This is a genomic window from Lentibacillus populi (assembly GCA_014642895.1).
Classification (GTDB): Bacteria; Bacillota; Bacilli; order Bacillales; family Amphibacillaceae; genus Lentibacillus_C; species Lentibacillus_C populi.
Window position 1 is genome coordinate 1 of sequence record BMJD01000056.1, and the last position, 24,073, is coordinate 24,073.

At 39.8% G+C, this 24,073-nt stretch carries 19 protein-coding genes; 5 read left to right on the plus strand and 14 right to left on the minus strand.

The genetic code is table 11. From position 1 onward, the window contains the following. Positions 1–153: 153 nt before the first annotated feature. A complete protein-coding gene (locus IEX12_RS20590; RefSeq protein WP_088053404.1) occupies positions 154–2,289 on the minus strand; it encodes an ATP-dependent Clp protease ATP-binding subunit in 2,136 nt (711 codons plus the stop codon). A 317-nt stretch (positions 2,290–2,606) separates the two neighbouring features. On the opposite strand from IEX12_RS20590, the gene IEX12_RS20595 reads away from it, so the two are divergent. Continuing rightward, entirely contained in the window at positions 2,607–3,623 is a 1,017-nt protein-coding gene (locus IEX12_RS20595; protein WP_088053403.1) for an LCP family protein, read from the plus strand. An 84-nt stretch (positions 3,624–3,707) separates the two neighbouring features. Here the strand turns inward: IEX12_RS20595 and mbcS are convergent, their stop codons facing one another. From mbcS to IEX12_RS20615, 4 genes are all read right to left on the minus strand, one after another. Further along, positions 3,708–5,288, minus strand: coding sequence for an acyl-CoA synthetase MbcS (gene mbcS / locus IEX12_RS20600; protein WP_188725817.1), 1,581 nt, complete (start codon positions 5,286–5,288; stop codon positions 3,708–3,710). A gap of 147 nt (positions 5,289–5,435) precedes the next feature. Beyond that, the gene (gene pdaA, locus IEX12_RS20605) at positions 5,436–6,233 is read right to left on the minus strand and encodes a delta-lactam-biosynthetic de-N-acetylase (protein WP_088053401.1); all 798 of its coding nucleotides are present in this window, start codon (positions 6,231–6,233) and stop codon (positions 5,436–5,438) included. 425 nt (positions 6,234–6,658) lie between these two features. After that, positions 6,659–7,459, minus strand: coding sequence for a YfkD famly protein (locus tag IEX12_RS20610; RefSeq protein WP_088053400.1), 801 nt, complete (start codon positions 7,457–7,459; stop codon positions 6,659–6,661). Positions 7,460–7,701: 242 nt separating this feature from the next. Beyond that, positions 7,702–8,094 (minus strand): OsmC family protein, encoded by a 393-nt coding sequence (locus IEX12_RS20615; protein ID WP_188725818.1) that lies wholly within the window; start codon positions 8,092–8,094, stop codon positions 7,702–7,704. Positions 8,095–8,232: 138 nt separating this feature from the next. Between IEX12_RS20615 and IEX12_RS20620 the strand changes: the two genes are divergently transcribed. Both IEX12_RS20620 and IEX12_RS20625 read left to right on the plus strand, forming a co-directional pair. Further along, the gene (locus tag IEX12_RS20620; RefSeq protein ID WP_088053398.1) at positions 8,233–9,408 is read left to right on the plus strand and encodes an MFS transporter; all 1,176 of its coding nucleotides are present in this window, start codon (positions 8,233–8,235) and stop codon (positions 9,406–9,408) included. After that, a complete protein-coding gene (locus tag IEX12_RS20625) occupies positions 9,392–10,639 on the plus strand; it encodes an MFS transporter (protein ID WP_088053397.1) in 1,248 nt (415 codons plus the stop codon). The genes IEX12_RS20620 and IEX12_RS20625 overlap by 17 nt, the downstream gene beginning before the upstream one ends. A gap of 226 nt (positions 10,640–10,865) precedes the next feature. Here IEX12_RS20625 and IEX12_RS20630 read toward each other — a convergent pair whose 3' ends face one another. From IEX12_RS20630 to IEX12_RS20655, 6 genes are all read right to left on the minus strand, one after another. After that, positions 10,866–12,032 (minus strand): DUF4317 domain-containing protein, encoded by a 1,167-nt coding sequence (locus tag IEX12_RS20630; protein ID WP_088053396.1) that lies wholly within the window; start codon positions 12,030–12,032, stop codon positions 10,866–10,868. A 321-nt stretch (positions 12,033–12,353) separates the two neighbouring features. Next, on the minus strand, positions 12,354–13,007 hold the full coding sequence (locus IEX12_RS20635; protein ID WP_088053395.1) for a 4Fe-4S cluster-binding domain-containing protein: 654 nt from the start codon (positions 13,005–13,007) through the stop codon (positions 12,354–12,356). Between the two features lie 17 nt (positions 13,008–13,024). After that, positions 13,025–14,968 (minus strand): anaerobic ribonucleoside-triphosphate reductase, encoded by a 1,944-nt coding sequence (gene nrdD / locus IEX12_RS20640; RefSeq protein ID WP_188725819.1) that lies wholly within the window; start codon positions 14,966–14,968, stop codon positions 13,025–13,027. Position 14,969: 1 nt separating this feature from the next. Continuing rightward, positions 14,970–15,224: a thioredoxin family protein gene (locus tag IEX12_RS20645; protein WP_188725820.1), complete on the minus strand. Its 255-nt coding sequence runs from the start codon at positions 15,222–15,224 to the stop codon at positions 14,970–14,972. Positions 15,225–15,744: 520 nt separating this feature from the next. Then, positions 15,745–16,443 carry an amino acid ABC transporter permease gene (locus IEX12_RS20650; protein ID WP_088053392.1) on the minus strand — a complete coding sequence of 233 codons (699 nt, stop codon included), beginning with the start codon at positions 16,441–16,443 and terminating at the stop codon, positions 15,745–15,747. 1 nt (position 16,444) lies between these two features. Further along, positions 16,445–17,299 (minus strand): transporter substrate-binding domain-containing protein, encoded by an 855-nt coding sequence (locus IEX12_RS20655; protein ID WP_286171327.1) that lies wholly within the window; start codon positions 17,297–17,299, stop codon positions 16,445–16,447. 304 nt (positions 17,300–17,603) lie between these two features. On the opposite strand from IEX12_RS20655, the gene IEX12_RS20660 reads away from it, so the two are divergent. Next, on the plus strand, positions 17,604–19,562 hold the full coding sequence (locus tag IEX12_RS20660; RefSeq protein ID WP_155555621.1) for a heavy metal translocating P-type ATPase: 1,959 nt from the start codon (positions 17,604–17,606) through the stop codon (positions 19,560–19,562). Positions 19,563–19,565: 3 nt separating this feature from the next. Here the strand turns inward: IEX12_RS20660 and IEX12_RS20665 are convergent, their stop codons facing one another. Together IEX12_RS20665 and IEX12_RS20670 are read right to left on the minus strand one after the other, a co-directional pair. Continuing rightward, complete coding sequence (locus tag IEX12_RS20665) at positions 19,566–20,387, minus strand: YihY/virulence factor BrkB family protein (protein WP_088053389.1); 822 nt, start codon at positions 20,385–20,387, stop codon at positions 19,566–19,568. Positions 20,388–20,510: 123 nt separating this feature from the next. After that, on the minus strand, positions 20,511–20,816 hold the full coding sequence (locus tag IEX12_RS20670) for a hypothetical protein (protein ID WP_088053388.1): 306 nt from the start codon (positions 20,814–20,816) through the stop codon (positions 20,511–20,513). Positions 20,817–21,329: 513 nt separating this feature from the next. Here IEX12_RS20670 and IEX12_RS20675 point away from each other — a divergent pair. Then, a complete protein-coding gene (locus tag IEX12_RS20675) occupies positions 21,330–22,688 on the plus strand; it encodes an alanine/glycine:cation symporter family protein (protein WP_088053387.1) in 1,359 nt (452 codons plus the stop codon). Between the two features lie 292 nt (positions 22,689–22,980). On the opposite strand, the gene IEX12_RS20680 is transcribed toward IEX12_RS20675, so the two are convergent. Then, entirely contained in the window at positions 22,981–23,532 is a 552-nt protein-coding gene (locus tag IEX12_RS20680) for a transcription repressor NadR (RefSeq protein WP_123057236.1), read from the minus strand. Positions 23,533–24,073: the final 541 nt, after the last annotated feature.

Consider the following 24,073-nt stretch of genomic DNA (forward strand, 5'->3'; position numbering starts at 1 on the left):
TATGACTTTTAAAGGTTAAATTGCCATTATTGCCAAATTTCACATAAAATATATTTCTTGACTTTTATATTTTATTTTCCTGCAACGCTAGTGATAATTTCCTAGACAACAAAAAAATCCTGCCCCGAAAATTGGGACAGGATCTTCATTCATTTATGCTTGTTTTACGGTAATTTCATCATCAACTACGTCAACATTTACTGCTTTAACTTCATTGTTTTCCAATAACAAATCGGTTAATTGATCTTCAATTTTATCCTGGATAACTCGGCGTAATGGTCGTGCACCAAAACGGCGGTCATAGCCAAGTCGTACTAATTCATGTTTCGCAGCATCTGTAATCGTAATTGCAACTTTATTTTCTTCCATGTTTTGTGTTAATTCATGCAACATCAAATCAACAATCTCGACTAAATTATCTTCACTTAATTCATTAAACGTAATGATCGAGTCAAAACGGTTTAAGAATTCCGGTTTAAAATAAGCACTTAAGTTTTCTAATGTGGAAACCGATTCATGCTCCGTCCGGTTAAAGCCGACATTAATTTCTTTCACACCGGTTCCGGCATTACTTGTCATGATAATAACCGTATCTTTAAAGCTTACCGTCCGGCCATGTGAGTCCGTTAAACGACCGTCTTCCATGATTTGCAGGAACATGTTTTGCACGTCCGGATGTGCTTTTTCAATTTCGTCGAGCAAAATAATCGAATATGGATTGCGACGCACACGCTCGGTTAATTGTCCTGCTTCCTCATGACCAACATAGCCTGGAGGTGAACCGATAATTTTCGATACGGCGTGTTTTTCCATATACTCACTCATGTCCAGACGAATCAAGGCTTCACGTGAACCGAATAATTCCTCAGCCAGTGCTTTCGTTAGCTCGGTTTTACCAACACCGGTTGGACCAACAAACAGGAATGATCCAATTGGACGATATTTTGATTTCAGTCCAGCACGGCTGCGGCGGATAGCTTTAGCAACCTTGTCAACCGCTTGTTCTTGTCCAACAACTTTTTGGGCAAGATTTCCTGCAAGGTTTTTCATTTGCTCTTGTTCATCTTTTTGCAGTTTAGTTACCGGAATACCTGTTTTTTCTTCAATAATTAATTGAATATCTTCCATTCCAACATCAATTACTTGTGCTTCATCCTTCGCTTTTTCCAGCTGTTTCTGCAGTTGAATTTCCTGATAACGAAGATGTGCAGCACGCTCGTAATCTTCTTTTTCCGCGGCTTGTTCTTTCTCCTGAACGATTTCATTCAGTTTCTGTTCAATGGAATCCGAATCTTTTTCCGCGTTGGCCAGATTCAATCGTGAACCGACCTCATCCATTAAGTCAATCGCCTTGTCAGGTAAAAAGCGATCTTGGATATAGCGTTGTGATAATGTGACAAACGCGCGAATAACATCATCAGAGTAACGTACTTCATGAAATTTTTCGTAGCGTTCTTTGATTCCATTTAAAATTTGCACCGCTTCATCGACTGTAGGTTCCTTGACGATAATTGGCTGAAGACGACGTTCAAGTGCAGCGTCTTTTTCAATTTTACGATATTCCTTTAATGTTGTGGCACCAATCAATTGCAGTTCCCCACGTGCTAGTGCTGGTTTTAAGATGTTACCAGCATCCATCTGTGAGCCTTCCGCAGTGCCTGCACCAACTAACAGATGAATTTCATCCACGAAAAGAATAACCTCTTGCCGTGATTGCAATTCTTGTACCAACTGTTTCATACGCTCTTCAAATTGGCCTCTAATACCTGTATTGGCAACCAGCGAAGCAACATCTAGTAAGTAGATTTCTTTGTTCATCAGTTTTGTTGGAACGTTACCCTCGGCTATTTTAACGGCCAAACCTTCCGCAATTGCTGTTTTACCAACACCAGGTTCACCAATTAAGACCGGGTTATTTTTATTTCTTCTATTTAATGTTTCAATAACCCGTTTTATTTCTCCATCACGGCCGATCACCGGATCAATCAATCCAGCACGTGCTGCGCTGGAAACATTTTTGCCTAATTGATCAAGCAAACCATTGCCCCGATTCCCTTGGCGTTGTTCTGTTCTTGTTCCGGCGCCGCCTTGGCCATTTCCTTGGAAAAAGTTCTGGGCAAAAGCATCCTGATTTCCATTAGAACTGGAAAAGAAACCAGTTGGATTCATCATTTGACCTTGTATTTCTTCAAAACATTGATTACATACATGTACCTGCATTTTTTCATTATTTATTTGCATCGAGACGTTAATTGTTGCTGGACGAATACCACATTGTTGACATTTCATCATGTCATTCCTCCTTGTGATTTTCTTTAAAAAGTGTAGGTCAGCTTTTAGATAAGCTGCAGTCAGACTAGTTTAAATAAGCTTTTAACAAGGTTTGACTTTGACTATCTTTGACCTTGTAACCATATTATACTCTGACCTTTTTTGACTTTCAAGTGTTTTAACTGATTTTTTTATGATTTTTTAGGCTGGCGCACAAACATAATTCCTGTAAAATCCGTCATTTACACATGTGTGGCATCTTAAGTCGTCCAGATTTCGTCTTGTTAACTTTTTTGTTTTCACATATAATAAGGGGAACAAAGGCGGGATTCCGGGTGAGCGAATTAAGGACAGAGCGAAGAAGACAACGCAAAAAAACAAAAAGATGGAAGAAAAGAATTCTCCTTATCCTTCTCATCCTATTTATTATTATAGTTGGGGGATTAGGCTATTTATTTTTCCACGCATACAACGCAGCTAAAAATTCATATCAGGATTTAGACCGTCCAGGAGAAAAATCGGCACTACGGGATATGGATGTCACCATTGGCAAGGATCCGATTTCGATTCTGCTAATGGGTGTCGAAACCTATGCTACCGGGGGAGAAAATGGGCGAGCGGATACACAAATCGTAGTAACACTTAATCCACATACAAATACCATGACGATGACTACTATTCCGCGTGACACACAGGTGGATTTGCCTGCTGAAGGGGCAGGGCAATATGCTGGCATTCATAAAATTAATGCGGCCTATACGTATGGTTCCATTACCGGTTATGGTGGAAATAAATTTACCGTCGAGACGGTTGAGCAGTTACTTAATATTCCGATTGACGAATATGTTGCCGTTGATTTTGAAGGATTTCGCGACATTGTCGATGCCCTTGGTGGGGTAACCGTTAATATAAAAGAAGGTTTTTGGGAGAAAAATATTTACAACGATAATAAAAAAATCTATTTCAAAAAAGGGCCTGCAAAGCTGAATGGTGAAGAAGCACTTGCTTTTGTCCGAATGCGAAAACGGGCGGTTAACAATGTATATTCTCGTGATGAACGACAGCGACAATTTATTCAAGCAGCAATTAACGAGGCGGTTTCCGTTGGGACAATCTTTAAACTCGGTGAAATATCCGATATTCTTGGAAAAGATGTCGAAACCAGCCTGACACCAACTGAAATATATGCACTGCAAAAGGTATACTCCTCGATTGATGCGTCGGCTATTAAAACATATACAATCGAAGGATCGGACCAGACGACTAATGGGGGCTCCTATTTTATTCCAACAGATGAAGGGTTAGCAGAAGTAAGCAGGAAATTGAAACAGGAATTGGAATTGCAGGAGTAATCCTGATTTAAACAACCCCAAACGCGATAAAAGCAGTCACGTTTAGGGTTGTTTTATTCGTTTAAACCCATTGCCAGATAAAAATTATTGCATTTTTACCTTTTCTTTTTCTCTTAATTCCACCCGCCTAATTTTTCCAGATGTCGTTTTTGGCAATTCATCAATAAATTCAATAGCCCTTGGATATTTATATGGGGCAGTCAGCTCTTTTACATGATCCTGCAGCTCTTTGACAAGATCTGGATTATTCCCATCTACTCCATCTTTTAGGACAACAAATGCTTTGACTATATTGCCGCGAATCTCATCGGGACTTGCTACAACCGCACATTCCTGAACATAGGCATGTTTGACTAATGCATCCTCCACTTCGAATGGTCCAATTGAATACCCTGAACTAATGATGATGTCATCACTGCGACCTTCAAACCAGAAATAGCCGTCTTCATCTTTGGATGCTTGATCACCTGTCACATAATAATCCCCCCGCTTCGCCATTTTTGTCCGCTCCGAATCCTTATAATATTCCCGGAACAACGCTGGACAATCAAGCTTCACTGCAATATCACCGACTTCCCCGGAGGCCACTGGTTGTCCTTCCTCGTTAATCACATCTACGTCGTTACCTGGTGTTGGTTTCCCCATCGAACCTGGCTTAACCTCCATATCCTTCATCACACCTAATAACAACGTATTTTCAGTCTGACCATAGCCATCGCGTACCGTAACATTAAAATACTTGCGGAACGTATCGATAACTTCACGATTAAGCGGTTCACCAGCGGATACGGCGCTATGGAGTGCTGGAAGCTGGTAATCACTAAGGTTATCGACTTTCGCCATAATCCGATATTCCGTCGGGGTACAGCATAATACGTTAATATCATTGTCCTCAAGCAGGCTTAAATATGTTTTGGCAGCAAATTTTCCGTGATAGACAAAACCGGTTGCCCCAGAGCCCAAAACAGATAAAAACGGACTCCAGATCCATTTCTGCCAGCCAGGACCTGCAGTTGCCCATACTTTGTCCCCATCATTAATACAGAGCCAATTTTCCGATGCTGTTTTTAAATGGGCATAGCCCCAGCCGTGGGTATGTACAACGCCTTTTGGATTACCGGTTGTCCCTGATGTATATGGTAAAAATGCAATATCATCACGTGTTGTTTCTGCCATTTGCAAATCGTCGGACGCCTCATCCTTCAACCGATCCAAAAACAGCCAGCCTGCTGCAGGTTCACCGACAACGAAACGTTTCAATTGCTCGTATTCGTTAATTTCCTCGTATTGCTTAACAAATGGAAAATAGCTGATAACACCACTTACTTCCCCATGGCTAATCCGGTATTGCAAATCATTTGTTTTCAACATTTCCGAGCTTGGGATAATGATAATTCCCGTTTTTAATGCAGCTAAATAAACTTCATATGCTGCAATTAATCTTGGAATCATGACTAACACTTTATCCCCTTTTTTCAAACCATTATTAAGGAAGACGTTGCCAATCCGATTTACGTTTTTCATCAGTTCAGTATAAGTTACCGTTCTCTCATTCCCTGCATCATCCTGCCAAATTAGTGCCTCTCGTTCCGGGTCTGTTGCATAGCGCTCCATTTCCATTACAATATTATACTCTTTCGGTGCTATTAGATCTTCTCTTTTCATTCTATCAACTCCAATACAAGGTATACTAATAGTATAGCAAAGGTTTCGAAAATTTTAAATACAGAACGTCCGTAAGACCTGCTGCAACAAAAGTTTTTTAGAGCATTAAAAAGCGCAAACACCAGTGATCGGTATTCGCGCTCCTATCTAAAATCCATAAATTGCCTTAGGCAGCATATCTTTTAATACTAAATCGTCAAGACTTTTAAATTGATACCCTTGACTTTTCAATTCCTTAATCAGCTTTGACAAGGCGTCTGCGTTATCAGAGGAAACGGTGTGAAGCAGGATAATGGCTCCGGGATGCATTTGCTTCATAATTTGATCAAATGCGTATTGACCACCTTTCTGGGCTTTCGTATTCCAGTCGGCAAATGCCAACGACCAGAATATATGAATATAACCCAAATCATTTGCCCATTTTAACGATCGTTCATTAAAAACACCTTTTGGCGGGCGCATGTATTTTAATTGTTTCTGATCGGTAATCGCTGCGACTGCCTTTTCTAATTCCTCCAGTTCCATTTTCATCGAATCTTTCGTGAGTATCGTTAAATCCGGGTGATGATAGGAATGGTTGCCAATGATATGCCCTTCATTAGCCATTCGCTTAACAAGATCCGGTTCACTTTTTACATAATGTCCGGTCACAAAAAAAGTTGCTGGAACATCTTCCGCCTTTAACACGTCTAAAATGTCATCCGTATAGCCTTGTTCATAGCCATTATCAAACGTCAAATAAACGACCTTGTCCCCTGAATGGTCAGCGTAATAGGCACCATATTTATCAAGCATATCCCGATACTTGCCAATTTCCGGAACTTTATGGTCGGAATTTTTCTTATATCCCCAACCGAAGCTTTGCGCATGTACTGCCGGGTTCATATAAAAAAAGACAAACAAAGACAATGCCAAGCTTGATACAACCAAGAATAATTTTCGCATAACAACCCACCTGTTTTTTTCTTACTTTTTCCTAAGGGGTTGTTTATTATGCATGAGGGAAAGTGGGTTTGAAAATTATTGAAGGTTTGTTCTGATGCTTGAACATGGATGGGATTGCGCGCTTAGCTCGCATATTGCGCGGCTACGACACAGGATTGCACGGTTGTGTCCTGAGGTTGCACGTTTTGAATATTATGTGTATGAGGGGTTTGCCTTAGGACAGTATTTTTCCTGTTTTGGATAGTATTTTCGATTTCCGGATAGTATTCTACCCAATTTGGATAGTATTTGACCGATTTTGGATAGTATTCTGCTCATTTTGGATAGTATTTTCGATTTCCGATATAGTATTTCTTCCTTTTTATACGGCATTTGACCAATAAGAAAAACCCTGCAAGAGCACTCTCACAGGGGTTGACGATTAATTATTTTAGGTTAAACGTAAAAGAAACGTAATCCTGGATGGGGATCCAGGCACCAATCCCTTGTTTTGTTACATTTTTTACAACAATGGATTTCTTATTACCTTTCAGTTTGATGTATACTTCTCCAAATGTTACTTGACCTTTTTCGCTTACCGCCGGAGCATAAGCTTTTAACGTCCCTATTTTTTCTGTCGGAACAGCGTAGGAGTTATCCTTTTTTGTATTTTGCCCAATTACTGTTTTATAAGATAAAGGCAAATCCGCTTTTTCCTTTGCTTTCAGTAGCATCATTTTTTTAATATCATCCGGTTTGGTAATCTTGTTCGTCAGGGCGCCTTCTACTTCCGTTTGTTGTTTCTGAATATAATTGATTTTTTGGGTGCTGTCACCGCCCATATTGTTCAGCTCATTTTCGTTAATTTGCTGGTATTCCCAGTTGACCGTTGTTTCTGATGATTTGTAGTTGATTGGCCAACGACCCAAGTAAATCATCCCACGATAACCGATTGCAAGAAAAGACGGTTTCACGGTTGTTTCATTTAACATTTTGATGAGATCTGGATTCTCGATCGGAACATCCACTTCGTTAATCAGTCCCTTTGTTGCCTTGCTTGGTTCAACAATCTCCTGATCTTCTGTTGAATTCGGGAATGTATTTTCCTTGGAAATATTCAACGCATGACTTGGTACTTTAAAATCATCCTTTGCTTTTTTCTTGTCCGCCCCAAAACTGTTCACCGGGGATATTAACGTAATGACGAATACGATTAATGCAATCTGCCAAATCTTCCTTCGATTCATGTGTCCCATTCCTTTCTTTTTCTATAGTTTTTTCGGACACATGAATATTATACCTGTTATCTTGAGAAGCGTTCTCCACAATCGACTTTGCGCTTGTCACGATTGACACGCGTGCTTTTTGATCGGTTTTCCGTTCGCCTTAACCGTTTCTCGTGCATCTCGTTCGATTTCACAGTCCTCTCGATTGAACTCGAATCTCTAAAACCTCCTCCAGTAACACTTGGACAGGGTTTTTTATGTTTTTACCTACTTAACTCAACAATCTCCAGACTTTCTTCTATTTTAATACTGTCCTCTACTGAACGAATCATTGAACAATTTTTTCTGGATAATGCCAGGTTTCGCTCTAACTTTTCCGGATTCAAACGATGTCCTTTTATCGTGTATTTTAATGTAATCCTCTTAATACGATTGGCTTCCTCGGCATTTCGCTCTACATCTGCATGAATAATCAAATCGTCATAATCGGTACGCTGCTTATCCAGGATTTTTCGAAAAACAGAGCCGCTGCATCCGGCAATTGATGCAACCATTAATTGAAATGGCCGGAATCCGTACTCCTCATTTCCCGAAACCGATAACGTACCATAGTCAAACTCAGTCCGCATTCCATTATCTTTTAAATAAAATTCCACTGCCAGTCACTCCGATCATTTATGGTATCGTACTAATTCTTATTCTATATTATTTTTCATTATTATTCATGCACAGTGATTGACCATTCTCCGAAAAACGATTACATTTATGGAATGGAAAAGGAGGAGAGGGATGAAATGGCATCAGCAAAAGTCAGATTCTGGATTTTAATTTCACTTGTCACTATCTCCGGGTTTTCCCAGGGGATGCTGTTACCGTTACTAGCAATTATATTAGAACAGCATGGTGTGCCTTCATCGGTAAACGGTCTACACGCAACAGGTCTTTATATCGGCGTCCTGCTCGCGTCTCCTTTCATGGAAAAACCGGTGCGCAAATTTGGTTTTAAACCGATTATTGTTGTTGGCGGATTGCTTGTATTTATCTCCTTAGCACTGTTTCCTGTCTGGGAAGCATTATGGCTTTGGTTTATCCTTAGGGTCACCATTGGCATCGGTGATAATATGCTGCATTTCGGTACACAAACATGGATCACCACTACATCTGCAAAGGAATCCAGAGGGAAAAATATCGCATTGTACGGCCTTGCATTCGGACTTGGTTTTACACTTGGTCCGTTAATGACCAGACTTCTTTCCATTAATGAAGCATTGCCATTTTTCTTGTCGGCATTATTCAGTGCCATCGTCTGGTCCGGGATGTTTTTTGTCCGAAATAAATGGCCTGAAGATGATATAAGTACGCAAAATACGACGAGTTCATTAACTCGTTTTATCCAAACTGGAAAAATTGCCTGGGTGGCACTGTTACCTGCATTTGGTTATGGTTTTTTGGAGGCAACCTTACACGGTATTTTCCCGATTTACGGATTACGAATCAGCCACGATGTTGATATGCTCGCACTTATTATACCTTGTTTTGCCGCTGGAAGTATTATTACACAGCTGCCTTTAGGAGTGTTAAGTGATCGGGTTGGCAGGCGTAAAATTCTGTTATCTGTTGTGACCGCTGGTGTGATCTGCTTCCTTATTGCAGCACTATGGGAAACATCTCTTGTTGCCCTGTTTCTTATGTTTACGTTAGCTGGCATGTTCGTTGGCTCGCTCTTTTCCCTAGGGATTTCCTATATGACCGATCTTTTGCCAGGGTCCCTTTTACCCGCAGGAAATCTGCTAATTGGGATTGCTTTTAGTATCGGCAGCATCAGCGGACCCTATCTCGGCGGTTTATTTTTGCAAATTTTTCCTGGTGTGTCATTTTTTTATGTCATTGTTGTGATGCTGGTCATTGTATTAGTGGCTTTGTATGTGAAGAAAGATGGTGCAGTGCAGGAAAATGTCAGCGGTAGATGATAATTTGTCACATAAAAGCTCGTCTATTTTTTTCACCAAAGCATACATTGTTTCAGAGGTGAAAAAATTGAGAGAAGCAACGACAGATAAATTACACATCTTCATTGTCATGTTCTTTGTTAGTTTAATCATGAGTATTCAATCGCCTATTTTCACCCCTTATGCTGCGAAGATAGGTGCATCAAGTGTTTTGATCGGGATAATGCTTAGTGTCGCATCATTGGCCAATTTAACGGGAAATTTGATTGCCGGACCATTGGTGGATCGATTTGGCAAAAAACTGTTCATTATGCTTCCACTATTTGTATCAGGGACTTTGTTTATCGCCCATGCGCTTGTCTCCGACGCCGCCAGTTTGCTAATTTTGCGTACACTAAATGGATTTTCATTAGCATTTTTAATTCCTGCTGCTTTAGCTTTGCTATCAGGATACGCAGCGAACAGTCAGCAACAGGGGAAAAATATGGCGGTAAATGGAATTCTCGGTACAATTGCGAGTATAATTGCACCATTGATTGGCGGTCAGCTAGGTGCTTTGATTGGATATGCTAACACGTATTATGTCATCGGATTAGCATTGATTTTAACGGCTCTGTATACTGCTTACTTGTTGAAGGAAAGAGAAGTTATTGTTAAAAAAAGGCGAACTTCTAGACCAGTAAACTTTATCCAACTATTAACAATGCCCAATTTATATATTGTTTTTATAACCGGATTTGCTATGATGTATATTCATGGTGTGATTATTTATGAGGTTCCCTATTTAACTGTCGAAAAGGGACTTTCTACTGCCACTACTGGGCAATTATTCAGTTTCATGGGTATCGGAACATTTTTATCCCTATCATTATTTTTCATCAACCGCTTTAACCCAATTAATCGGCTTATATTTGGCCTGTTTGGTATGTGCATGAGTATATTTGCTTTATTTAACGCGTTACTGTCGTTATCCTTAGCGCTTTTTTTACTCGGCTTCTTTTTCGGTATAATGATGCCGGCGATGGCAACAGCAGTAACCGATGCGGTGCCAAGTGAAGGGCATGGTCGAGCGTTTGGCATTATGTCAGCTGTATATTCATTCGGCATGATCATCAGTTCGTTTGTTACGGGGATTATTCGTGATGTAGTTTCACCGTATTTTGTCGCTTTTTCGATTGGAATGTTGGTGCTGACGGTTGTTGGGTATACGTGGTTTCGGGGACTACAATCGGCGCGGGATGATGGTTATTAGGGAAAAGACATAATAAGAAAGGATTACTTGTTTTATTTTCCAAAACAAACAATCCTTGAATAAATTGATACCGGTGGTCGGGGTCGAATAGACACCTCCGAAGGAATACGATTTAAAATTTCTTACCTGTAATTTCCCGAATTATAACATATTAGTTACAAGAATAGGGACCGACCTTATGCTTCCCCTTCGAAATGGAAGGTAGGAGATTCGCCCACCCTGCTTCCTAGTTAAAAGCCTCTGGAATCATTGTGAACCCCTCGATCACGGTATCTTCCTCAACTTCAATTAATATGCAGCGTTTCCCGTTAAAATTGACCTGTCTCACATACTTTAAATCTTGTGGACTGATTGAAATTTTTGCAACTTTTGTGTCTATTTTGATAGATTTAGCGTTATATTTTGGCATGATATTGCTTGCCTTCAACTCATATTTTTCATCATCGGTAACTTTCTGGAAAGCTGCTTCTACCTTTTCTACATTTACTTCTTCCAAACCACTCATTTTTAAAACACGTTCCACTTCTTTGTGGCCCAATTTCGGTGTTTCTTCACCCTCATTCTCTTCAACCACGTGGTTGATTTCCTCATATACATTGGCAAGAGTTGAGGTATTCAGTTGACCACCTGTTACATCCTTGACAATTTCCTCAAAAACGAATTTATCCTCTTCTGCGGTTATCGCTTCCTGCGCATTTAATACTTTCTCGCTGAACTCGAAACCAAGCTCATTTGCTTTACCTGCCGAATACAGAATGTGGTTGACATCTGCCGCATTATCGGTGAAACAAGGAAATAAAAAACCCGCTATCGGCGCATTAAGATTAATAATCGGATCTACGACAATATTGTACTTGAATTCCTTCTCAACATAGTCAAAAAGCAATTCTTTTTTTGGATCTTGGGTTTTATTGATGCTGCAAAGAATAAAGGAATGGGAATAAACAGCATCCCGTTCACTCTCCTCCGTCTCTTCATTCCGACGCTTCATTGGCTTTAAGTATTCCCCCCGGATGAACGTTACAACAATATCCATTTCATATTGTTTATCTTGCAGCATTTTTTCCACGATGAGAAGCATTTGCTCTTTCCATTCTTCTGTATTGCTGCTTAATAACCCTTGATGAAGAATAAGCTGACTGTTATTTTCTGCATCACGCTGAAATTTTAATTCAAATAACTTTTCATCCATTTGGCCTGTTAGTACTTTTTTGAAGTTATTCATAAATAACTCTTGCTGGTCTTGATCTAACATTTCAAACGGTTGACTTTGCTGATGATAAATTTCGCTTGTTTCCTTCATAATATAAACATTAAAGATTTCGGTAACCTTCAATAAATCATTATCTACTTTAAATTGTTTTCGAATATTTGCTACGTCTTTTTTGTTCATATATCGTCCCACCCTAGTCTGTTTTGATCTGCAATAAAAGGTGGAGGGTAAATCATGAAATCCATTTGATTTACCCTCCGTCCCTTGAATTCCTTTTATTGTAACATAAAACTTAAAGGTCAGACCCCAAGTTTCATTACTCATTGTATAAAGACATGAACGATATTCGTAAAAAGTACGAACGAAGATAGAGCAACGAAAACAAGAAGGGACTGCCCCAAAAGTCTAAATAAGACCTCTGGGGCAGTCCCCGAGTTTATTGGAATAATTTCTACAACGATGCTAGAATTAACTGTCATTGAAAAATGGTTAAGCGTTCCCTTATGGGTGCATAAACTCGTTTAAAAAGTAAGGTACTTCACTATGATAAAGTGCCTTTTTCTTATCAACAAAATGGCAGATTTCTTCAAAAAATGCTTCATCAAGTATCGGATACTTCACTGTTCGAACTTGGTCGAGAATGGAGCCGTGTTGAATGACTAAGTCTACACTTGCCAGTAAATTATCAACTACCTTTTGCGAGGGTTTGATTCCCATTACTGCTAGGAAAATCTCGGCATCCTCTTTTGGGTCTAAGGCATGGTATGGTAATTTCATATCAATATGGATCCCATCTACAAGATTTTCTTCGTAGAGTTTTCTTACCTTTTGATGATAGATTCCACTCGTTGTTACGATAATTCGGCCATCAAATAGCTGTCTAACATTAGTGAGGACTTCACAAATGTCATCTATTTTGTCAATTAAAAATTCGCCACCACTAAACATCACTGCATCGAATAAAAATCCGCTTTTCTTTAAATAGTCGTACAAATCTTTAGGTGTCTTATATTCCCTCGGTGTATTAGCAATTATTTCATCGTAATTATGACAGCCAAAACAATGAAGTGGACAACCTGATAATGTGTGTAAAAGTAATGTCGTATGGTTTGGTAAATCATTAAATGTACGAATAAAATTGTTGTAAAAGTTCATTGTTTATGTTGTCCTCCTTATTGACGAGCAACATCTTGTAATACTTCTTCTTTCAAGCGGTGTCGGACATTCCAATCATGTCTTCTTGCTTTTGACCAGAAGTTGTATTTTCCTTTATAGTACCCCTTTTCATCAACTTGGATATTATTTCTTGCTATCATTTTCAAGTAACCTATTACACGACTAAATGTTGCAATGTCTGTTGCGTCACAAGTTGGACAGTGATGAATGTTTTTGGCATCTTCTGCAATGATTTTCTGCCCGCAAGACATACAAGAAGTGATTGTAGGTGTCAATGTAATATAATTGATTGGTTTTTCAAAGATTTTATCTAAATAAGTTGCTAACTTCTCCGGTGCCACTTTTGATTCCAGGAAATGGTGTAATACACTTCCGGATGTTGCATAGCCTTGGAATTCTGCGCTGTTTTCCAGTTGCGCAAAGAAATCTTCTTCAGAGAAGGGAGTCATACAACCACTTGTGAGGTATGGGTTGTCTCCTTCACCTTGAGTGAATATTGCGCGGTTATTCACTTTTGCCCATTTTACATCATGACGAGCTAATTTAATTGCGGCATTTTCTGCTGGTGCATATTCAATCCCGCAAGCTACCTTATCGCGGACAATAAAGGAATTAACAATCTCTGTCATATATTGCATGAGTTCATGGGCAACCATTTTTCCTTCATTATCCTTTATTCCATCCTGATATCCAAGGTTAATAATCCCTTCGTTCATACCTGTTACCGCAAATACATTGAAGTAGTTTTTCAAGTTATCATTGTACGCAAAGAAGGTGGGATATAATTCTTTATGACTTTCAATCCAGCTGCGTTTTGCCATATGACCCTCTTGCATCACTTCCATGTATTCTTTAATTTTCCTCTTCACTAATGCCATATCATGCCCGAATTCTAATAAAATTCGGTTCATATTTAAGTTTAGGACTTGTACGGCACCAGTTGATCCTGTGGAAGATCCAAAGACGCCACCACCAGCTTTCGAGATTGTTTTCAGATTGATTTGTAATCGGCAACAAAGGCTTCTGCTAACTTCCGGGTCTTTTGTCTGGATTAGTGGGTTTAATACTTTGTAATATGGGTCTTCAAATGGTTTCGTTTTGAAGTTTTCAAAATAGACACCACCCCAGTTATACATTTTATCTAACAATTTTAGGAATAATGGATTTTCATAATTGAAATCATCATCCACTTGAACTGTAAGTAATGGGAATGTAAATGGAATACCTCCACTTCCTGTACCATCACTCATAACATCGATAATTGCCTTATTAATTCTGTCAAAGTATTCACTCGGAATATCTTTGTATTGCATTAATCGCAGTTCGCCACCAATTACAACATATTCATCCTTAATTTCTTCGGATGGCTTACCAAATTCTAGGGTGACATTTGAAAAGCTACTTTGTGCACCAGAACGTAGTGGCATATTCAACTCCCAAATCATGCTTTGAAATAGTTGTTTTAAGTCATCAGCTTCGTATATCACGCCATGTGTTTCCTCATCATATAAGTAAGAAGCAGTAATCGTTGATAATTGTGCTAACATAACTGCGCCGGATACTTGTTGAGAAACAAGTGTTACAACATTACTGAAGTGACGAAGTAGAATGGATAGTCGTTTTGTTGGTTTAGACTCGATCATATTTTTTGCTAGTGCTGGAATTCCTTTTGTAGCAATGTCCAAACAGCTAATGGATACACAGTAAGGTGCAAGCTGTTTGTCATGAACATAAATACTTCCGTCATCATAAAGCTCCTTTAATCTTGGTGGCAGGATATGCTTAAATAAATACGCTTCTTCTTCGTAATTATGTATGTTATGGCGAAGCAGGGGAAGAGAGTATACATAATTACTGTTTTCGTGCTTTAAGTAATCAGCTCTTTTGTCTTCTACATTAGATGTGAATTTTTGGATAATCTGTTCGGTGTTCTTAAACATTCTATATCGTACCTCCTTGAAATTGTTGAAACATGTTGAGCAATTCATTTGGGTTAACACCTGTACTTCTAGCAATTTCTGTTTTATCATCTGTTAATAGAATGGTAGTTGGGACGGAGAAGACCTGAAATCTGTCGGCTAGCACCCTGTTTTTATCAGCAGATACAACTTCAGGTTGTATACGCTGTTGCTGCATAAAGTTCTTGACAATTGTGCATTTAGGACAAGTACTAGCGGTAAAAAGTAATAAATGCATCATGATTCACTCCCTATTAAAATTGTAAGCAAAATAAACATAACACAATATATAGTATTATCAAGTGATTATAATCACTATATATTGACTATGATCGTGTTGTAAACTTGATTTCACCATGTTCTATTAGCAAAACGAGGAAGAAAAAACTAGACCAGGAGAATGGTTCCAGACCAGTGAAAAAGGAGGCTTATTTAGGAGAAAAAGTTAAGGGGAAGTAAAAACTGTTAATTGGCCGTATCTAAATGAACCTTAAAATAAAAATCAAGGAACCACTTATTTTGGGGAATTCCTTGATCTTTACTGGAAGCGATTATTTGTCTTATCTTGTTGGGAACATCTGCAAGGGTTTTTATTTTGTCGGATCTGGAACTTTGTAATTAACTTCTTTTATTACTGTATAGCGTTCCATATCCTCACCTTATTTGTTAAAACTCACGAGGATTCCAGATTTGGGAATATGGTGCCATGCCTCCCATTACCACGTGTCCAGCATGCAACCTCCTAAATAACTCACAACCTACTTCTCCATAAACCTGCTAAATCGCTTTTCCATGCGATCCTGCATAAATGAAATCACCATACATATTGGCCAGTAAATTAATGCCACCAAAATATACATTGTCATCGAGTCATATGTACGCCCGGCAACGATTTGTGCCTTTTGAAACAGCTCGGGAACGGTAATAACCGCCGCTAGCGACGTCGCTTTAACCAGATCCAAATAAACATTTGCAAGTGGCGGAATAGCAATTCTTGTAGCTTGCGGCAGGATAATTTTTCTCAATGTTAACCAGTATCCCATGTTAAGCGATGTGGCCGATTCCCATTGCCCTTGTGGCACACTATTTAACGATGAACGGTTTATTTCAGCTATATAGGCAGCGCTGTTCAGTCCAAATGCTAGCGACGCTGCTAAAAATGCCGATAGTTCAATCCCGACAACCGGCAAACCAGAATAAAGAATAAATAAAAATACTAGAATTGGTGTCCCGCGCATAAAAGAAATGTAGATCCGCGCCGGCCATCTTAATACGATTCGACTAGAACCGCGTGCCAAGGCAAGGAAAAATCCTAACACTAAACCGATACCCATGCCGATAAACGAAACAGATAATGTCGCCGGAATTCCTTCAAGAAGGAAAGGTAAACTTTCCCATGCCAGCTGCCAATCGAATAACTTCCCTAGCTGAACGTTATCGAATTGTAAGTTAAACATGCTATTCTATACCTTCAATTTCAATGATATCCTCGTCCGGCTTTTTGGAAACATCTTTACCACCAAAAAATTTACCCGAAAGCTCTGTCAGCGTTCCGTCTTCACGCATGCCGGCCAACACTTCATTTATCTTTTCTTTCAATAGGTCAGCATCCTTGTCCATGACAACATTTTGCGTTGTAGGATAAAATTTTAGATCCGGGTGAATCGTAATATCCAAATCTGGAAACGCCTCTAGTGCCAGGCTTTGCAAATAATAGTCATTAATAATCACATCCGTCCTGCCATTATCAACATCCTTTAAGTAAACATCGTTGGTCACGTTACCGTATGTTTTTACCTCTGCCCCAAACTTTCTCGCAATGTCACTATAAACGGTTGTTGCAGCACCACCGGCTTTTTTGCCATCCAAATCTGCTAATGCTTTAAAATCGGCTACTTCATCTTTACGTACGATCATGGTCGAATACGAGTATTTATATGGATCGCTAAAAGCAAATTTCTTTTTGCTCGCTTCCCGAAGTCCAGCTTGAGCAACATCGATTCTGCCCGATTTTAATGAAGCAAGCATGGCATCAAAGCCTAAAATCTCAAATTTCACATCTATATCTAACCGTTTAGCAATCTCCTTGATAACTTCTACATCGTAACCGGTCAATTCATCGGATCCTTCCGGGTAATACGAAGTAGGATAAAGAGTACCGGGCGTTCCAACCACTAATTCCCCGTTTTCCTTTATTTCCGCCCATTTTCCACTCCCTTTTTCGTCGCTATTTTGATTTTGACTACTAGTTTCGCCACACGCTCCTAAGACAAGCAGCAATACGAAAAATAAGGTAAATCTTTTTAATCTCAATCCCGACACTCCCCATGTTGTTATATTAAAAATCATATAACGATTGTAACAGCTTGGATCCTTTGTTTCAATGAAATGTTACTACTGTTATCTATTACATTATCAATCTGTTTTACTCACAAAAAATTATCCTTGACTTTATTGATTATAATGGTAACATAATAACAAATACTAATTTATAATAATTATAAAATAAAACACTGGATTTTTAGGTGATTGATATCACTAAACGCACTAAATATCACTTTTAAAGCAAGGCGTATGCAAATGATTATTATTATCAATTAACTAGGAGGGATTGAAAATGACTACCCATTCGAAAGCATTAAATCGACCAAAACCGAAGCATGTTTCAGTATCGTCAGTCAAAAATTGGCTTACACATATATCACAGCATAGTGAACTTATCGCCGCCCTCTTTAGCGGTCTACTTATCCTCGCAACATGGACGTTTCATGATTATCTGTCCCATCCGCTTTGGATTACGCTTCACATTTTGGCATTTGCAGTAGGTGGTTATGCAAAAGCAAAGGAAGGAATTACGGAAACAATTAAAAATAAAGAGCTGAATGTGGAAATGCTCATGATATTTGCCGCTGTCGGGTCCGTAATCATCGGCTATTGGACAGAGGGCGCAATACTAATTTTTATTTTCGCACTATCTGGTGCACTCGAAACATATACGGAAAATAAAAGCAGTAAAGAAATCTTATCATTAATGAAGCTTCAGCCTGAGGAGGCGCTGCTGACAACAAACAATCAGGAAAGAATCGTCCCTGTATCGGAGCTGGTTGTTGACGATACGATACTTGTTAAGGCTGGTGAACGTATTCCCGCTGATGGGGTCATTTTAAAAGGCGCGACAGCTATTGACGAAAGCGCCATAACCGGTGAATCTGTTCCAGTAAGCAAAATGAAGGATCATGATGTTTTTGCAGGAACAGTAGCTCTTGATGGATCCATTTCCGTTAAAATCACCAAGTCAGCAAATGAAACATTATTTCAAAAGATCATCCAATTGGTTCAGTCTGCCCAGGCAGAAAAGTCACCCTCTCAACTATTCATCGAAAAATTCGAGGGGACCTATGTAAAGATGGTATTGGCCGCTGTTGTCCTGATGATATTTTTGCCGGTACTGTTAGTTAACTGGTCTTTTTCCGAAAGCATCTATCGTGCTATGATTCTGCTCGTCGTTGCTTCACCTTGTGCCCTTGTAGCATCGATCATGCCAGCTACATTATCAGCCATTTCCAATGGTGCCAAAAACGGGGTCTTGTTTAAGGGCGGTGTACATGTCGAAAACCTAGCTCATATCAAGGCAATTGCGTTTGATAAAACAGGTACACTAACAAATGGGAAACCAGTTGTGACGGACACTTATTTCGATTCTGAAACTAAAAAGGAGCACATTTTAGCCGTAACCTGGGCAATTGAAAAGGAATCGACCCACCCACTTGCCGAGGCAATAACAGCACATTGCAAAACACAATTGGAGAAAAATACGTCACCAATTGAAGCTGCTGGAATTACAACGATAACCGGTAATGGTGTAGTTGGGTTCGTGAATCAGGAAAAATGGGAAATCGGTAAAGCCCAATTTGTCGACGAAGAGGAAGCGGTTCGTTTTGCAAACGGGATGGGAACGAGCTTGGCAAAACAGGGGAAAACAATTGTCTACGTGAAAAACAGCAGTGGGATTGTTGCACTTTTTGCCTTAAAGGACACGATTCGCACTGACACAAAACAAGCGATTCGTGCATTAAATAAGTCCGGTATTCATACGGTTATGCTAACGGGAGACAATGAAATTACCGCTAAAGCAATTGCCGAAGAAGCCGGTATTGCTGCATATATTGCGGAATGCTTGCCAGAGGAAAAGGTAAATCATGTAAAAGAACTACGGAAAACGTATCAAAATGTAGCAATGGTTGGCGACGGAATCAATGATGCACCAGCACTCGCAACCGCAAATGTTGGGATTGCAATGGGAGAAGGTACCGATGTCGCTTTGGAAACGGCTGATGTTGTTTTAATGAAAAATGACCTGCCTAAAATCACTGATGCTATAAGCCTTTCCTCACGGATGAATAAAATTGTGAAACAAAATGTAGTCTTTTCGATAGGGGTCATCTTACTGCTGATTATATCGAATTTTTTCCAGGTGCTCGATTTGCCGTTAGGTGTTGTCGGGCATGAAGGCAGCACGATATTAGTTATACTAAATGGCTTACGATTATTAAAGCAGCAGTCACCGGTTCAGTGACTGCTACTCCTCTAGTTTATTTTTCATGATAACAGCATTAATCACGCCGCCAATAATAATAATAATTCCCGACAAATAAAACCAAATCATTAATACGATGACCGCACCCAAGCTGCCATAAGTTGCGGAGTAGTTTCCGAGTGTATTTACGTAATAGGAAAATGCCAGTGAAACCAATTGCCAGCCAATCGTCGCAAAAATAGCGCCCCAAATAGCATCTTTAAAATATATATGTCTATTCGGCGCCAATTTATACAACAGGGTCAGCACGATGAAAAAAATGATCGACGAAATCACCCAGCGCATCATCGTCCAAAACTGAATAAAATTATCCGAATACCCGAAAAGAGAAAATACATATTCTCCAATCATTTTTCCAAAGATTGGTAAAAGGAATGCCATGCAAATGACAAGCACCATTGCAATTGTCAGCACAATAGCGATTAGCCTGCCGAAGACAAAAGAGCGATCTTCTTCTACATCATAAGCACGGTTAAAAGCGCGCATAATCGCTTTGATTCCATTTGAGGCAGACCATAATGTACCAATAATACTAATAGACAATAACCCACCATTTTGCTTATTAACCAATTGACTCATGTTATTTTTGATCAGATCCATCGTTTCCTCAGGCGCATAGGTTCCCAGAAAGTCGGTAATAGCATGCTCATCCAGCGGTAAATAACCAATCAGTGTTACTAAAAATAATAAGAAGGGAAAAAGGGATAACAGAAAAAAGTATGCAAGCTGTGCAGCAAGTCCAAAGATATCATCTTCTGCAATGCGATGGAATAGCTGCTTAAAGAATTGTTCTATATTCTTCATGTTACGACCTATCCCCTTCCATTTATTTTACCAGTAAATAATGGATACAAATTCCATCTATATGAATTCAATATCCGTTAAGGCAATGTCTATCTCATCGCCAGCGGCTTCCGCTTTTCCAGGTTATATATTTGATTCCAGCTTTTTTGGCTCCTCTTTTTTACTAATTTTACCCAGCGTCTCTTCTACCTGCTCCAAAGCATTGATTGCATTATCTGCATTGACACTAAACTTTTCATTAAATTCATTGCATGCATCTTTCGCGTTTCGTATTGCTTCGGCTGGATGTTTCAAATAGTAACCTGTTGTGCTCTTAGCACTTTGCAGCTGCTTCTTTGTATAATACCTTGTCTCCCTATCGTATAATGCAGTTAGTCCACCTGCGACTGCACCTAGCAGAATACCTAAACATAATTTTTGTTTGCCCATTTCTATCGCTCCTTAAGTTATGTTTGCTACATTTTCTTTTCAATTGTACCAAGCTTTTACGTCTTTTTGAAACATGATCATACGGCGAAAATTAAATGCTCAGAAACAGTGCTGACTTAGGTCTTCTGATAACCTAAAAGTATGTGATCCCGACATTATCAGCGACTCCTTTTATTTTGTCATCCCTCCGTAATAATATGAACGAAACCGTACTAATTGCATCTATGTACCTGGTGGACACCTTGCAGAAACAGATCACCTGTCTTTCCCCATATCAGATTCCATTATAGCGGATTTTGCTTTAATTTGGAAAGATAGCCTTTTTATTCTTTTACCCGCCCAATATAATGCAAAACTCCATTTAATCTGATAAGTATCGATGTTTTTGCAATTCTAACCTAAAAATATCGTAAAAGATAAATTAATTGTTAAAAAAGGCTTGACTTTTCCTTGTCATTTTCGGAATATTTATTATAGGCATCTTAATATAAAAAAGTAATAAGGGGGAGAAGCATGAATGATATCATGGAAAAGATAAGCGCTTTTGTTTGGGGGCCTGTGACACTTGTTTTAATTGTCGGAACAGGACTGTATCTTACTTTCCGTCTCGGATTTCTCCAGTTTCGCACGCTGCCATATGCATTGCGGTTGGCGTTCAGCCCAAAACGTCAGGACAAAGAATCAAAAGGGGATATTAGCCATTACGAAGCATTAACAACGGCAATGGCAGCCACCATTGGGACAGGTAACATTGTTGGGGTAGCAACAGCTGTCGTTCTAGGTGGACCTGGTGCTGTATTCTGGATGTGGATTTCGGCTTTATTCGGGATGGCGACCAAGTATTCAGAAGCCATTCTTGCTGTTAAATATCGTGTTGTTAATAGTAAAGGCCAAATGTCCGGAGGCCCAATGTATTATCTGGAACGCGGATTAAAGGCAAAATGGCTTGGTGTTTTATTTGCCATTTTTGGCGCCATTGCAGCGTTCGGGATCGGGAATATGGTACAATCCAACTCTGTGTCAGATGCACTAGAGCGATCATTCAATGTTCCAACTTGGGTAACAGGTATTATACTTACTGTCTTAACCGGTTTAGTTATTCTTGGTGGAATTAAAAGTATTGGACGAGTAACTGCATTTTTCGTACCGATTATGGCATTGTTTTACGTCATTGGCGGACTTATTATTATGGTTATGAATATCGATCAGGTCCCATCTGTTATCGGGTTAATTTTTAACGATGCTTTCACAGGCAGTGCACTTGGTGGTGGTGTACTAGGAACGGTTATCCGGTATGGTGTTGCACGTGGGGTATTTTCCAATGAAGCAGGACTTGGTTCAGCACCGATTGCCGCGGCTGCGGCCAAGACCGATTATCCTGGCCGGCAAGCACTTGTCTCGATGACCCAGGTGCTTATTGACACAATTATTGTCTGTTCGATTACTGGTATTACAATTGTGATGGCAGGTTTAGCCGGAAGCGGTTTGGAAGGCGGCGATTTAACCGCAGCATCATTTTCAGCATTTTTAGGTGATACCGGTGGCTATATTGTCACGATTGGTATTGTATTATTTGCCTTTTCAACACTTGTCGGCTGGTCGTACTACGGTGAAAAATGTTTCTCCTATCTTTTCAATGATAAGGCTATTCCATATTACCGGGTTGTCTTCGTATTAGCCGTTATGTATGGAGCCGTTGAGCAGCTAAGTGTAGTTTGGGACATCGCCGATATTATGAACGCCTTAATGGCTTTTCCAAACCTGATCGGCTTACTGGGGCTCTCTGGCGTAGTTGTTTACGAAACGAAAAAGTTCCTGAAAGTTGCCAAAGAAGAGGAGCGAGAACGAAAGCGGGCTTCAAGAGTATCATAACAAAACGGGACTGGCAAATGTCGTCAGTCCCGTTTTGTTATTTTTAATTTTGGATTTTCACAGGGCATATTTAAACGGTTCCCGATAATGCTTGTACGGTTCACGTTGATTATCGTGCCGTTTACGTTGATTCCAGCTCACTTACGGATGGTATTCGCGCTGTTTACGTTGATTTCAGCATAGCTCACGCTGATATCCGTGCAGTTCACGTTAATTCAGCTCAGGTTCACGTTGATTTTCAAGATCACGTTGATGTTCTCCCATTCCTTTTGATGTTCCGTAATAACGGCTTCTATTGCTCCAATAAATATCCTGCAGCCTTTAATGCAGCCTTTGCTTCGTCCAACTGCTCCTGGGTTTCCGCTTCAATTGTATGTAAATGTACTCCTTCGGTAAGCTGAGATAAAAGGGAAGCCTGCTTTGATTTCAACTCGTGAAGAAATGCATCAACATCACGCCGGTTTTTCAGCATCAGTGAGCCGGTGATATCTCCGTAAATCGGATGCTCGACCATGACATTTTTAACGGAAACACCTCGATCAACCAGCATATAAAGTTCGTCCGCAGTGTCTTCGGACCGATGACAAACGGCAATGATCGTAGTAAAGTTAGCTGCATTATTTATCTCACTAAAATAGACATAGCCCCGTGACGTAGCAATAATTGGCTCACCCTTTGCCTTCAAAAGCGAAACATCCTGCACGATCACCTGCCTGCTGACATTTGTTTTATCCGCCAAAACTTTCCCCGACAAAGGATGATCGCTCTCTTTCAGCCAGGTCAAAATCAAATGCCTTCTTTCCTCGCCAAGAACCTTATTCCCTTCACTTCTCAATGCTATCACCTCACTAGATTTAGCTATCGAATAGAATTACCGTAAACTTTACTTCATTATAGCAGACGTCCTGCCTATTACATCATCAAAAACATGTTGCGCTTTTTAATTAATTATGTGAATATATATGTAAAGACACATGTATACAATTATATTTCGTTTTAAGAAAGTATAAGAAAAGCGCAAGCGCCCGTTTAGCAACGTACAAACTGCGCCCGCGCAACGCGGGTGGTTCGGTGTTGCTGCGCAAAGCAGCGGTTTTTACCGAACACTCCTACCGCAATGAGATAAAGGAAACATGCCCCTGCAAAAGGGGTAGACGTGAGTTGGGCGCAAAGCCCGTTCTTAGTTGGCCTTCCTTCCTACCCGAACCGATGTTGACTTATCGTAGTGAAGGAGTGTGAAGTTTGCTTGGCTTTAGCGCTGGAGCTGGACATGGCCAACTCTGGCGTAAGCAGAATAGAGCCTAAATTTATATACTTTTGTATGAAAACACTTATCGAGAAAAGCCAATACAAAGCTAGACCCTTCATCATTCAATTTTTTGAAG